The 12,444-nt window shown below is 63.3% G+C and carries 12 protein-coding genes; 6 read left to right on the top strand and 6 right to left on the bottom strand.

Annotated elements, in window-relative coordinates:
• Positions 1-30: 30 nt before the first annotated feature.
• The 3 genes from sepH to ATN38_RS05455 form a co-directional block, all read right to left on the bottom strand.
• Positions 31-990, bottom strand: a complete 960-nt coding sequence (gene sepH / locus ATN38_RS05465; protein ID WP_218747700.1) for a septation protein SepH — start codon at positions 988-990, stop codon at positions 31-33.
• 200 nt (positions 991-1,190) lie between these two features.
• Positions 1,191-2,312: a phosphoserine transaminase gene (gene serC / locus ATN38_RS05460; protein ID WP_007733484.1), complete on the bottom strand. Its 1,122-nt coding sequence runs from the start codon at positions 2,310-2,312 to the stop codon at positions 1,191-1,193.
• A 63-nt stretch (positions 2,313-2,375) separates the two neighbouring features.
• Positions 2,376-3,503, bottom strand: a complete 1,128-nt coding sequence (locus ATN38_RS05455; RefSeq protein ID WP_003940025.1) for a citrate synthase 2 — start codon at positions 3,501-3,503, stop codon at positions 2,376-2,378.
• Positions 3,504-3,747: 244 nt separating this feature from the next.
• On the opposite strand from ATN38_RS05455, the gene pdxH reads away from it, so the two are divergent.
• The 5 genes from pdxH to ATN38_RS05430 all read left to right on the top strand — a co-directional run bounded on the left by pdxH (position 3,748) and on the right by ATN38_RS05430 (position 8,802).
• Complete coding sequence (pdxH, locus tag ATN38_RS05450) at positions 3,748-4,461, top strand: pyridoxamine 5'-phosphate oxidase (RefSeq protein WP_007733483.1); 714 nt, start codon at positions 3,748-3,750, stop codon at positions 4,459-4,461.
• Positions 4,458-5,723 (top strand): MFS transporter, encoded by a 1,266-nt coding sequence (locus ATN38_RS05445; protein ID WP_209447876.1) that lies wholly within the window; start codon positions 4,458-4,460, stop codon positions 5,721-5,723. Before pdxH ends, ATN38_RS05445 begins: the two co-directional genes overlap by 4 nt.
• Before the next feature lie 41 nt (positions 5,724-5,764).
• Positions 5,765-6,712 (top strand): aldose 1-epimerase family protein, encoded by a 948-nt coding sequence (locus tag ATN38_RS05440; RefSeq protein WP_218747699.1) that lies wholly within the window; start codon positions 5,765-5,767, stop codon positions 6,710-6,712.
• 358 nt (positions 6,713-7,070) lie between these two features.
• Entirely contained in the window at positions 7,071-8,369 is a 1,299-nt protein-coding gene (locus ATN38_RS05435) for a citrate synthase (RefSeq protein WP_003940509.1), read from the top strand.
• A gap of 70 nt (positions 8,370-8,439) precedes the next feature.
• A complete protein-coding gene (locus ATN38_RS05430) occupies positions 8,440-8,802 on the top strand; it encodes an FKBP-type peptidyl-prolyl cis-trans isomerase (protein ID WP_003940440.1) in 363 nt (120 codons plus the stop codon).
• A 92-nt stretch (positions 8,803-8,894) separates the two neighbouring features.
• On the opposite strand, the gene ATN38_RS05425 is transcribed toward ATN38_RS05430, so the two are convergent.
• Entirely contained in the window at positions 8,895-9,656 is a 762-nt protein-coding gene (locus tag ATN38_RS05425; protein ID WP_218747698.1) for an ABC transporter permease, read from the bottom strand.
• Positions 9,653-10,606 (bottom strand): ATP-binding cassette domain-containing protein, encoded by a 954-nt coding sequence (locus tag ATN38_RS05420; protein WP_030535369.1) that lies wholly within the window; start codon positions 10,604-10,606, stop codon positions 9,653-9,655. The genes ATN38_RS05425 and ATN38_RS05420 overlap by 4 nt, the downstream gene beginning before the upstream one ends.
• A gap of 93 nt (positions 10,607-10,699) precedes the next feature.
• Here ATN38_RS05420 and ATN38_RS05415 point away from each other — a divergent pair, with 93 nt between their 5' ends.
• Positions 10,700-11,503, top strand: coding sequence for a TetR/AcrR family transcriptional regulator (locus ATN38_RS05415; RefSeq protein WP_007733476.1), 804 nt, complete (start codon positions 10,700-10,702; stop codon positions 11,501-11,503).
• On the opposite strand, the gene ATN38_RS05410 is transcribed toward ATN38_RS05415, so the two are convergent.
• Entirely contained in the window at positions 11,438-12,421 is a 984-nt protein-coding gene (locus ATN38_RS05410) for a sugar-binding transcriptional regulator (protein WP_007733475.1), read from the bottom strand. The genes ATN38_RS05415 and ATN38_RS05410 overlap by 66 nt on opposite strands.
• Positions 12,422-12,444: the final 23 nt, after the last annotated feature.

The raw sequence follows: 12,444 nt of genomic DNA, 5'->3' as shown, positions 1-12,444 counted from the left end.
TCGCTCGAAAGAAGAATACTTTCCTTCGGGTCAGCGACCGCTGCTGCGGACCCCGAGGAGTACGTCGTCCCACGAGGGAAGAGCAGGCCGTCCGCGCTTGTCCTTGGTCTGCGTCTGCTGCGGAGCGGTTTTCGGGGTCACATCCGGTGAGGGTTCGGGAACCTCTTCGGTGACGACGGTTTCCGGCTCGACAGCAATCGGTTCGGGCGCCACGATCCGTTCCGCCACCACCGTCCGCTCGGGGACTACTGTGCGCTCGGAAACTGCTGTCCGCTCGGAAACTGCTGTCCGCTCGGAAACTGCTGCGGGCTCGGGCTCGATCTCCGCCACCGGTTCGACGTCGAATCGGGACAGTTCGAGCTGCTGCGGCTCGTTCGAGACCACCGGTACCAGGCCGCGGAGTGGGCGACCGAAGTCAGGATCGATCAAGTCGAATGCTGCGTCGTCGAGTGCGACGATCGTTCCGCCGTGCGCGTCGGGCTGGTAGCGCCAGTGCGCGGCGTTGGTGGTGCGGCCGGCTTGCCACTGCAGCTGGGCGACCCACTGATTGTCCTCGTCGCGCCAGGCATCCCAGGTGGCCTCGTCGATACTGTGGCCGCGGGCGCGGAATGCGTGGGTCACGATTTCGGAGAGGGTGGGAACTGTCGGACCGTTGTCGCGCACCGGGTGTCCGCCCTGCGCCATTTCCGCGGCGCGGGAGCGCTCGAGCAGAACGGGGTACGCAAAGCGCTCGACCTTGCTGATGGGGATCTTCGCTTCTTCGGCGACCTGCTCTACGGAAGCACCGGAACGAATGCGCGCCTGAATTTCGCGGGGACGGAGTTGGCTTTCCATTTCGATCTCAATCTGGCCGAGTCGAGCCACGTCTCCGCGGGAAGCTGCACGAAGTTTGTCATCGGCGGGAAGCCGGAATTTCTGGCCGGTTTCAGCATCTACGCACACCACATGCGATCCATCGGGTTCAAGTCCGATCACTCGAAGCTCTCGCACATTGACCTCCTTATCGCGCCGGCTCGCGACTTTGCGCCGCGCTCAACTGTAATTCATTCGTGACCATGGACTCGGCAGGACACGCAGGGCGAGATGACCTCGGATCCGCCCACCGGTGTGGTAGCTCACAAGGCCTGGCGCAAACGACGCTCGGCCCCCGACGTCATGCCGGGGGCCGAGCGGTGAAGCAAATGTGAAAATCAGCCGAGCTGAGAAACGACCCAGTCGATGCTCTTGGTGAGAGCGGTGACGTCATCGGGGTCGATGGCCGGGAACATGCCGACGCGCAGCTGGTTGCGGCCGAGCTTGCGGTACGGCTCGGTATCGACGATTCCGTTGGCGCGCAGGATCTTTGCCACCTCGGCAGCGTCGACGTCGTCGTTGAAGTCGATGGTGCCGACAACCTGCGAGCGGTGTGCCGGATCAGCGACGAACGGCGTTGCGAACTCACTGGCCTCGGCCCAGTTGTACAGGCGCGAGGACGAATCCGCGGTGCGAGCGGTAGTCCAGTCGAGGCCGCCGTTGCTGTTCATCCACTCGATCTGGTTGGCGAAGAGCAAGAGGGTGGCCAGGGCCGGGGTGTTGTACGTCTGATCCTTGGAGCTGTTGTCCACGGCGATGGGCAGCGAGAGGAAGTCAGGCGTCCAGCGTCCCGAATCCTTGATCTCCGCGACGCGTTCGAGGGCGGCCGGGCTCATCAGCGCGATCCACAGTCCGCCGTCTGCAGCGAAGCACTTCTGCGGAGCGAAGTAGTAGACGTCGGAATCGGCGACATTGACCGGAAGTCCGCCGGCGCCCGAGGTGGCGTCGATGGCGATCAGTGCGTTCTCCGAACCCGCGGGACGCGAGACGGGGATCGACACACCGGTGGAGGTCTCGTTGTGCGCCCAGCCGATGAGATCGACGGACGGGTCGGAGACCGGCACCGGTGCGCTGCCCGGATCGGCGGAAACGACGATCGGGTCACCGATGAACGGGTTGGCCTTGGCGACCGAAGCGAACTTGGAGCTGAATTCGCCGTTGGTCAGGTGCAGCGACTTCTCGCGGATGAGGCCGAATGCGGCCGCATCCCAGAACGCAGTGGTTCCGCCGTTGCCGAGGACGACCTCGTAGCCCTCGGGCAGTGAGAACAGATCGGCGAGGCCGGAACGAATGCTGGCCACAACGTTCTTGACCGGCTTCTGGCGATGGCTGGTGCCGAACACCGAAGCGCCCACCTCGACCAGGGACTGCAGCTGCTCGGGGCGAACCTTGGAAGGACCGCAGCCGAAGCGTCCGTCGGCGGGCTTGAGGTCGGCGGGGATGATCGGTGTGGAGGTCATCGCTTCTTTCTGTTCCTTCACTTGTGTTCTGTACTACCGTGATTGGCGAATTCGAGCGGGGTACTACGCGTGGCTGATCTGGTCCCAGCCCTCGACCGACTCCGGAGTACGGGGCGCCGGGCCGGTGTAGATGGCGGCCGGGCGTACCAGTTTACCGAGACGCTTCTGCTCGAGGATGTGTGCACACCAGCCGGCGGTGCGGCCACAGGTGAACATGGCAGGCATCATGTGCGCGGGAACCTCGGCGAAGTCGAGGATGACGGCGGCCCAGAACTCGACGTTGGTCTCGATCGCGCGATCGGGACGACGCTCACGCAGTTCTGCCAGTGCAGCCTGCTCGAGAGCTGCGGCAGCCTCGTAGCGGGGAGCGTTGAGGCGCTTGGCCGTGGCGCGGAGCACGCGTGCACGGGGATCTTCGGCGCGGTAGACGCGGTGTCCGAAGCCCATGAGCTTTTCCTTGCGGTCGAGGATTCCCTTGACCAGTGCGCGGGCGTCGCCGGTCTTCTCGGTCTCTTCGATCATCGGAAGAACTCGGGCCGGTGCGCCGCCGTGCAGCGGGCCGGACATCGCGCCGATGGCGCCGGAAAGCGAAGCCGCGACGTCGGCGCCCGTGGAGGCGATGACGCGGGCCGTGAAGGTGGAGGCGTTCATGCCGTGCTCGGCTGCCGAGACCCAGTACGCGTCGATTGCCTCGACGTGTGCCGGATCGGGCTCACCCTTCCAGCGAACCATGAAGCGTTCGGTGACGGTCTTGGCCTCGTCGATGCGGCTCTGCGGGACTGCCGGCTGGTAGATGCCGCGAGCGGACTGCGCGACGTACGACAGCGCCATGACGGATGCGCGGGCGAGCTGGTCGCGGGCGGTCTCGTCATCGATGTCGAGGAGCGGCTGGTAGCCCCAGATGGGAGCCAGCATCGCCAGTCCGGCCTGAACGTCGACACGGACGTCGCCGGTGTGAATGGGGAGGGGGAACGGCTCGGCCGGCGGGAGGCCGGGGCCGAAGCGGCCGTCGACGAGAAGGGCCCATACGTTGCCGAAGGTGACCCTCTGGCCGACCAGGTCTTCGATGTCGACTCCGCGGTAGCGCAGTGCGCCGCCGTCCTTGTCGGGTTCTGCGATATCGCTGGTGAAGGCGACGACGCCTTCGAGTCCGCTCACAAAATCGTCCGGTATTGCTGCGCTCGCTGCCATTCTCGTGGACTCTCCTCGTTCGAGTGCGCCAGGTCTACAGTCGCACTGCCTCAGCTTCAGTGACTGCGCCTCGGTGCTCGCAGGGATGAGCACGCACCGTGTTTTGTACTGCGCAATCGTCTCGTCCCGATTCGGCGCTGTCGCTGGTGCGGCTCGCGGTCCGGGTCGGGTCTAGCCACGGCAAACTTTAGCGCGTGCCGCGTAGCCGTTGGCCAGTGAGTACCCGGGAGTAGCGTTCTCGGCTGTGTCGAATGAACGTCAGGACCCGCAGGCGGTGGACAACGAACTCGCGGCCATGCGTGTGGGCTATCCGCAAGCAGGCAGCGAATCGGAGTCCGTCGAGGACCGCATGAGTGCGGAATTGGATACTTCGGTTGTCGAAACCGGTTGGCTGCCCCTCATGCGCCAATGGCTCGTGGACGCCGTCGAAGCTGACGCGCCGGAGCCCAACGCCATGACTCTGTCGACGGTGGACGACGGTGGCCGTCCGGCGTCGCGCACCGTGCTCTGCAAAGGGCTCAGCGAGGACGGCGTCCTCTTCTTCACCAACTACGGATCCGACAAGGCTCGTCACCTCGACGCCCACCCGTACGCGTCGGCGAACTTCACGTGGCTGACCCTTGCCAGGCAGGTGATCGTCCGCGGCACCACCGAGCGGGTGAGTGCTCAACTGACGCAGGAGTATTGGCGAACCAGGCCTCGAGGTTCACAGCTCGGCGCGTGGGCGTCGTCGCAGTCTCGTCCGATCGACTCGCGTGCCGATCTCGACGAGCAACTGCGTGAGGTCGCTGCTCGATTCGGCGTGGACGGTGAGATTCCGGTGCCACCGAACTGGGGCGGGATTCTGATTCGGCCCGAGTCCGTCGAGTTCTGGCAAGGACGCGCGAACCGCATGCACAATCGAGTTCGCACGAGCCTGGTCGACGGACAGTGGTCCGCCGTCCGTCTCCAGCCGTGAGCCGGCTACTCGCGGACACGACTCCGCTCGAGAATCGCGACTATCGACGGCTGTGGACGGCCGGCATCGTCACCGTCATCGGCGCTCAGCTCAGCGTGGTCGCCGTACCGCAACAGGTGTACGAGATCACCCGAAGCTCGGCCTACGTCGGTCTGACGGGAATCTTCGGTCTGGTCCCGCTGGTCGTTTTCGGTCTGTGGGGCGGCGCACTGGCCGACGTCATGGATCGACGACGGCTGTTGATGATCACCTCGATCGGACTCGGCGTCACGTCGGTGCTGTTCTGGATCCAGGCTGCCCTGAACGTGAACAACGTGTGGTTGGTGCTCGGATTGTTCTCGGTTCAACAGGCGTTCTTCGCGGTGAACCAGCCGACGCGAGCGGCGATCATCCCTCGGTTGATTCCGGGTAGGCAGTTACCGGCCGCGAACTCGCTGAACATGACTGTCGTGCAGTTCGGTGCGATAGCCGGCCCGCTACTGGCGGGTGTCCTCATACCGTCGGCCGGTCTGCAACTGCTGTACCTGCTCGACTCGATCTTTCTTCTCGCCACACTGTGGGCGGTATGGAAGCTCCCGGCGATTCCGCCGACCGGAACGTCTCGGCGGGCCGGATTGAGCGAGGTCCTCGGCGGTTTCACGTATCTCGCGACGCAGAAGGTTCTGCTCGCGTCGTTTGTGGTGGACATCATCGCGATGGTGTTCGGGATGTCGCGAGCACTGTTCCCGGAGATCGCTCACGAATCCTTCGGTGACCCCGCCAGCGGCGGTTTTGCGCTGGGACTGCTGTTCGCGGCGATGTCGGTGGGAGCCGTTCTGGGCGGAGTCTTCTCGGGTTGGTTGCCACGGGTTCAGTACCAGGGGCAAGCCGTTCTGGTCTGCATCGCGCTGTGGGGGCTGTCCATGGTCGGCTTCGGCGTTGCCGTGTACTTCGCGAGTCCCGGTTCCAGTGTGATTCTGCTCTGGGTGGCGGTCGCATTCCTGGCATTCGGCGGAGCCGTCGACATGGTCTCGGCGGCTTTCCGCAGCACGATGCTCCAGCAAGTGGCAACCGACGACATGCGCGGACGACTGCAGGGCGTGTTCATCGTGGTCGTGGCAGGTGGTCCGCGTATCGGTGACGTGCTGCACGGCGGTGCAGCCTTCCTGTTCGGGACCGGTGTCGCGGCAGCGGGCGGCGGCTTCCTGGTGATTGTCGGTGTTGTCCTTTCTGCCCTCGCATTTCCGGCATTCGTTCGCTACAAGGTGGGACGCGCCGTCTGACGTCCTGGTTAACCGGTCGCTCGTGGTGGAAACTGGTACGTATGACTGCGCCGCACAGCACGGGTAGGGGAGGGTTCGAGATCCGTGGTGGCGGCTATCGAGCCGAGATCGCCGCGGCCGGTGCCGGGTTGCGGCTACTCGATCACGAAGGACCGAACGGTCAGCGCGCGCTGACCGAGACCTGGGCACTCGGATCGAAGCCACCGCTGTCGGCCGGATTGGTTCTCGCGCCGTGGCCCAACCGAATTCGCGACGGGCACTTCATGTTCGACGGGATCGAACATCAACTCGAGATCACCGAACCTGCGCTGGGGAACGCGAGCCACGGGTTCGTCCGGCGTCGCAATTGGAGCCTCGTGGACCACACGTACGAGCGCGTCGAGCTGTCGGTCGACGTGGGACTTCACAAGGGTTGGCCCTATCCGTTGCAGCTGACGGTCGCCTACGAGGTCGGTGCCGACGGACTGACCGTCACGCACACGGCCACGAACAAGGGTGCGACCTCGTCGCCGTTCGGGCTCGGAATGCACACCTTCATTCGCGCCGGCGACTTTCCGCTCGACGAATGTACTCTGCATCTGGCAGCAGGCACGCGGTTGCCGATCGATCCGGCGAGGATGCTGCCGAACGCGTATTCGCAGGCAGTCGCCGGTACGGACTACGACTTCCGGACACCGAGACTGCTTGCCGGGGTGCAGTTGGACACTCCGTACAGCGCATTGGACGTCGTCGACGGCAGTGGTCGCACGCAACACGAGCTGCTGGCTCCGGATGGAACGGGCACTGCCCTGTGGACCAACCGCGAGTTCCCGTGGATTCAGGCCTTCATCGCAGATCCCGCCAACGACAAGGGGTATCCCGACCGTGGGCGCGCATTGGCTTTGGAGCCGATGACCTGCCCGCCTGACGCCTTCAACTCGGGCATCGATCTCCTGGTGCTTCATCCGGGTCAGACGTGGACGGGTAGCTGGGGCATCAAGGCGCTGTGATCCGGCTCTCATACCGTGGGATCGTGTAACACCAAGTAGGCATCAGCCGATAACGATCGGTTTCCGGTACCCCGTGTCAGTGGTCCGGAAGGTCCGACGTTGCTCCCATTTGCGAATTGCAGCCGAGATTTGCAGATCAGTGTGGGTAAATGCGCGATTCCGTAGACTGGAGTACCGGTCACGCGAGTGGGAAAGCCCAGACTGGAACATGTTTCAGTTTCGGTGGGTATGTCGGGTTCGTGAGTACCCGAAAAATAGCCGTGGAGCGACCCTCCTTCGGCACGATCTCTCCCGTGCGACTAGTTTCTAGTTGATCGCATGTAGTTACTCGTTGGTTCGAGCTTGAGAGGGATCCTTCGTGCCCGCTGACAATGACACAAAGCCCACGCTTACTTACCCCGGTGGTGAGTACACGATGTCCATTGCCAGGGCAACAGAGGGCAATGACGGCATCGAGCTGGGAAAGCTGCTGGCCACAACGGGGTACACCACCCTTGACCCCGGTTTTGTGAACACTGCATCCACCAGTTCTGCAATCACCTACATCGACGGTGAGAAGGGAATCCTGCGTTACCGCGGATATCCCATCGAGCAGTTGGCAGGTAAGTCGACGTTCATCGAGGTCAGCTACCTGCTGATCTACGGCGAACTGCCGACCGACGCCCAGCTCGAGTCCTTCACGGACCGCATCCGTCGACACACCCTGCTTCACGAGGACCTCAAGCGGTTCTTCGACGGATTCCCGCGCAACGCTCACCCGATGCCGGTTCTCTCGTCCGCAGTGAACGCATTGTCGGCGTACTACCAGGATTCGCTCGATCCCGAGGATCCGGAGCAGGTGGAACTGTCCACCATCCGTCTTCTCGCGAAGCTGCCGACCATCGCTGCGTACGCGTACAAGAAGTCCGTCGGACAGCCGTTCCTGTACCCGGACAACTCGTTGAACCTGGTCGAGAACTTCATGCGTATGACGTTCGGCTTCCCCGCCGAGCCGTACCAGGGTGATCCCGAGGTCGCCAAGGCACTCGACATGCTGCTGATCCTGCACGCCGACCACGAGCAGAACTGCTCCACGTCGACCGTGCGTATGGTCGGCTCGTCGGACGCCAACCTGTTCACCTCCGTCTCTGCCGGCATCAACGCACTGTGGGGCCCGCTGCACGGCGGCGCCAACCAGGCAGTGCTCGAGATGCTCGACGAGATCAAGGCCAGCGGCAGCACCGCAGCCGAGTTCGTCCGCAAGGTCAAGAACAAGGAAGACGGCGTGAAGCTCATGGGCTTCGGGCACCGCGTCTACCGCAACTACGATCCGCGCGCTGCGCTGGTCCGCGAAACCGCGCACACCATCCTCGCCAAGCTCGGCGGCGACGACGAACTGCTCAACATCGCAATGCAACTCGAAGAGGCCGCCCTCACGGACGACTACTTCATCGAGCGCAAGCTCTACCCGAACGTCGACTTCTACACCGGCCTCATCTACCGCGCGATGGGCTTCCCGCCGCGCATGTTCACGGTGCTGTTCGCCATGGGCCGTCTGCCCGGCTGGATTGCGCACTGGCGTGAAATGCACGAGGATCCGGCTACGAAGATCGGCCGCCCGCGCCAGATCTACACCGGCTACACCGAGCGTGACTACAGAGACATCACGTCCCGCTGACGCGTGACCTAGCGATATCACCACCCGCTAGTCTTCTGTACCCAACATTTCGCCTCAACGAGGAGGACCCATGAGTAGCAAGCCCGTAATCGAGTTCCAGGAAGGCCCCGCGCCGACCGATCTGGTCATCAAGGATCTGGTTGTCGGAGAAGGCGCCGAAGCCGTTCCCGGTGGCACCGTCGACGTTCACTACGTCGGTGTCGAGTTCGAGTCCGGCGAAGAGTTCGACTCTTCCTGGAGCCGTGGCGAGTCCATTCAGTTCCCGCTTCGTGGCCTGATCAAGGGCTGGCAGGACGGCATCCCGGGCATGAAGGTCGGCGGACGCCGTCAGCTCACCATTCCGCCGGAGCTGGCATACGGCCCCGCCGGTGCAGGGCACCAGCTTTCCGGCAAGACCTTGGTCTTCGTGATCGATCTGCTGGACGCCAAGTAATCCACTGTGCGCCTTTATTAACCCCCCGCGGTTAATAAAGGCGCACAGCACAAGCAGCCCCGCACCGTCAGGTGTGGGGCTTTCTTGTGTGGTCAGCTCGCGGTCTTTCGTCGGTAGAGCCAGTTCGACCACACGAATCCCACGGCGGCGATGCCCAGGCACCACGCGAGGGCGATGGCCGCGCTGTTCCCGATCGGCGTGCCCATCAGGAGTCCGCGCACAGTCTCGATGATCGGAGTCACCGGTTGGTGCCGGGCAAACCCCTGCAGCCAGGACGGCATGGTCTCAGCCGGTACGAAAGCAGTGCTGACGTAGGGCAGGAACATGATGGCGAAGGTGAATCCGCTTGCAGCCTCCGGGTTCTTGGCCAAGAGTCCCAAAGCTGTCGAGAGGTACGACATGGCAAAGACGAAGGCGACGATCACAGCGGCGACGCCGAGCCAGCGCAACGGATCGCTGGTCGGGCGAAATCCCATGATCAGCGCAATCACGACCACGATCGCCGTAGTCAGGACGTTGCGGACGACGCTGGCCAGTACATGACCGGTCAGGACCGACGGCGGAGATATCGCCAAGGTCCGGAAACGGTCGATGATCCCGTCCTTCATGTCGCTCGAGACGCTGACCGCGGTGGTCGAGGCGCCGAAACCGGCGCACAGAAGGATGATTCCGGGCACTACGTAGTCGATGTATTCGCTACCGGTGTTGATGGCTCCGCCGAAGACGTAGACGAACAGCAGCATGAGCATGACCGGAAGGGCTATCGCGGTGATCATCGAATCCGGACTGCGCAGAACGTGTTTGAGATTCCGGCGGAGCATCACCGCGGAATCGATTGCAACGGTGGAGGTCATCGAACGCTCGCAATCTCGGGTTGGCCTGATCCGGTGAGCGCGAAGAACACGTCGTCCAGATCCGGAGTGTGAACGGAGAACTTCTCGACGGTGATCGACGGATCGTCGATCGAGTCGAGGATCGCTTTGATCGACGGAACTGCCCCGTCGGAAGGGATGTGCAGGGTCAAGGTCTCGGCATTCGAATGCGCCTGCGGTAGTGATGCCGCGGCGAGTTCGAGTTGGGCCAGGTTCTCGAATTGCAGTGCGACGTGGCCGCCGGGAACAAGGCGTTTGAGTTCGTCCGGTGTTCCCTCGGCGACGATGCGGCCGCCGCTCAGCACGCCGACCGTATCGGCCAATTCGTCTGCCTCGTCGAGGTATTGGGTGGTGAGGAAGATGGTGACGCCTGACGCTGTGAGTCCTCGAACGATCGACCACATGTCGTGGCGGCTTCGCGGGTCCAGGCCGGTGGTGGGTTCGTCGAGAAAGACGACGTCCGGTCGGGCGACGAGGCTCATTGCGATGTCGAGTCGTCTGAGCATGCCGCCCGAGTAGTTGCCGGCGCGTTTGTCGCCGAAGTCCGTCAAAACGAACTGGTCGAGCAATTCCTCGGCACGGCGACGGGAGTTCTTCCGGCCCAGGTGATTCAGTTCGCCCAGTAGGGTGAGGTTCTCGAATCCGGTCAGCAAGGTGTCGACGGCTGCGTACTGCCCGGTCACGCTGATGCGTCGCCGAACGTTCTGTGGATCTCCGGGCAGTGAATGCCCCGCGACCATGACCTCGCCTCCGTCGAAGGGGATGAGGGTGGTGAGAATTCTTACGGCCGTGGTCTTTCCGGCGCCGTTCGCGCCGAGGAGGGCGTACACCGATCCGGCCGGGACCGACAGGTCGAGTCCAGCCAGTACCTGTTGATCGCCGTAGCGCTTACGGAGTCCGCGGACCGAGATTGCGGGGATCGTTCCTGACATCGAGACCTCCAAGTAAGAACTGTGTATGTCATAAACTCGTGTTTATAGCGTACACAGTTCTAGGATGATGGCAAGAGTGAAGAGTGGGAGCTTATGGATCGCGGAGCGCTACCGAGAGCAGTTGAACTGGCCTGGGGACTGGACCAGCCGGGAACGCGGGGTCCGAAGAAGGGGCTCAGTCTCGAGCAAATTCTCGACACCGCGATCGAATTGGCCGACGCAGAAGGCGTCACCGCTCTGTCGATGGGCCGCGTGGCCAAAGCGCTCGGGTTCACGACCATGTCGCTCTACCGCTACGTGGCAAGCAAAGACGAACTGATCGAACTGATTTCGGATCGGGTGATCGGGCCGCCGCCGGTGATTCCCGACGGCGTGACCTGGCGCGTCAAGCTCGAGGCGTGGGCGAATCAGGAGTATGCCACGATGCTGAGTCGACCGTGGTGGCTCAAGCTGCCCATCACGGCTCCACCGACCGGGCCCAACAACATGGCGTGGCTCGACGCGGGTCTGAGCGCCCTCGACGGGGTCGCCCTGAGCGCCGCGTCGAAGTTCCAGGTGGTGACCAACGTGTCGTTGTTCGTCATCGGCCGCGCTCGATTCTCGGCTGACCTGGCGTCTCGTTCAGCGCAGTCGGCAGACGACGACGTCGCATACGGCGCTCTCATTGCTCGTGTCATCAATCGGGAGGGATTCCCCTACCTGAGTGCCGCAATCGAGGAAGGCGGCTTCGAGGACGGCAGCCCGGAGGGTGAGGCCGCCGGCGACGATGCCTTCGATTTCAGTTTCTCGCTCGGCTTACTTCTCGACGGAATCGAGAAGCTGGTGCAGCGGTCAGGACACCAGCGCGGTGGCGCTGACGTCGTCGATGATCAGATCGGTGATCAGCCCGCCCCGTAGTGCTCCCTCCAGGGCCGGCAGTTTTGCTGTTCCGGCGACGATGCACACGCGCCTGGCGACCTTCTCGAAAAGGTCCAGTCGCGGGCCGCTCGCGCGCTCGTTGAGTTCGATTCCGCGGTAGCTCCCGTCCGACCGGAAGAAGACGGTTGCGATGTCGCCGACCACTCCGTCGCGTCGAAGTGCTTCTGCTTCATCGGGTTCGAGGTATCCGGCGGTGTAGACGTGACTCGGTACGTTGCCGCCCGGTACGCCGATGCTGAAGACTGCCAGGTCCATTCGCTTCTGCATGTCCAAGACGCGTTTGATGCTTCGTTCGCGCCACAGTTGCTCCCGAGTTTCCGGGTAGTCGAAGAAGGCAGGCACCGGAAATCCTTGTGGCAGAGCACCGTAGGCGTCGGCGATGGTTCTGATGATGTCGCTGGCGTAAGAGATCCCGGTGGTGCGAGTATTCGCGGCGCCGTTGAGTTGCACGACGTACGAGTTGTACGTGCGTTTGGGGGCAAGGTGCTTGCTGACTTCACTGAGTGTGGTTCCCCAGGCGATCCCCATCACCATGTCGCTGTCGAAGAACGACGCCAGCAGGCGTCCGGCAAAGGTTGCGACCTTTTCGAGTCGCTCGAGATCTCCCACCAGTTCCGGCACGGTCACCACGTGGGCGCGCACTCCGTACCGTTCCGAGAACTCGCGTTCGATTCGAGGAGCCTGGCCGTGCGGGGTGCTGATCTTGATCTCGACGAGACCCGAGGTGCGCGCGTAGGTGATCAATCGGGAGACGGTGGATCGGGACACCCCCATGTCGCGGCCGATGGCAGCCATGGTCTGGTCCTGGAAGTAGTAGAGGCGTGCGGCCTGAACTGCGTCGGCGATGCGCGGGTCCGCCGGATCGGAGGTAGCGGAGTCCGAAGTGGGAGTTTCCATGGGTTCGTCCTGTCTGCACGTAC

The sequence above is a fragment of the Rhodococcus sp. FH8 genome, assembly GCF_019266085.1.
GTDB lineage: Bacteria > Actinomycetota > Actinomycetes > Mycobacteriales > Mycobacteriaceae > Rhodococcus_F > Rhodococcus_F qingshengii.
This window is presented reverse-complemented; position numbering and strand designations above follow the sequence as displayed.

Coding starts and splice junctions, on each gene's coding strand:
- serC (WP_007733484.1), bottom strand. CDS start 2,312: ATGACCTCCACACCGATCATCCCCGCCGACCTCAAGCCCGCCGACGGA.
- ATN38_RS05455 (WP_003940025.1), bottom strand. CDS start 3,503: ATGGCAGCGAGCGCAGCAATACCGGACGATTTTGTGAGCGGACTCGAA.
- ATN38_RS05440 (WP_218747699.1), top strand. CDS start 5,765: ATGACTGCGCCGCACAGCACGGGTAGGGGAGGGTTCGAGATCCGTGGT.
- ATN38_RS05430 (WP_003940440.1), top strand. CDS start 8,440: ATGAGTAGCAAGCCCGTAATCGAGTTCCAGGAAGGCCCCGCGCCGACC.
- ATN38_RS05425 (WP_218747698.1), bottom strand. CDS start 9,656: ATGACCTCCACCGTTGCAATCGATTCCGCGGTGATGCTCCGCCGGAAT.
- ATN38_RS05420 (WP_030535369.1), bottom strand. CDS start 10,606: ATGTCAGGAACGATCCCCGCAATCTCGGTCCGCGGACTCCGTAAGCGC.
- ATN38_RS05415 (WP_007733476.1), top strand. CDS start 10,700: ATGGATCGCGGAGCGCTACCGAGAGCAGTTGAACTGGCCTGGGGACTG.
- ATN38_RS05410 (WP_007733475.1), bottom strand. CDS start 12,421: ATGGAAACTCCCACTTCGGACTCCGCTACCTCCGATCCGGCGGACCCG.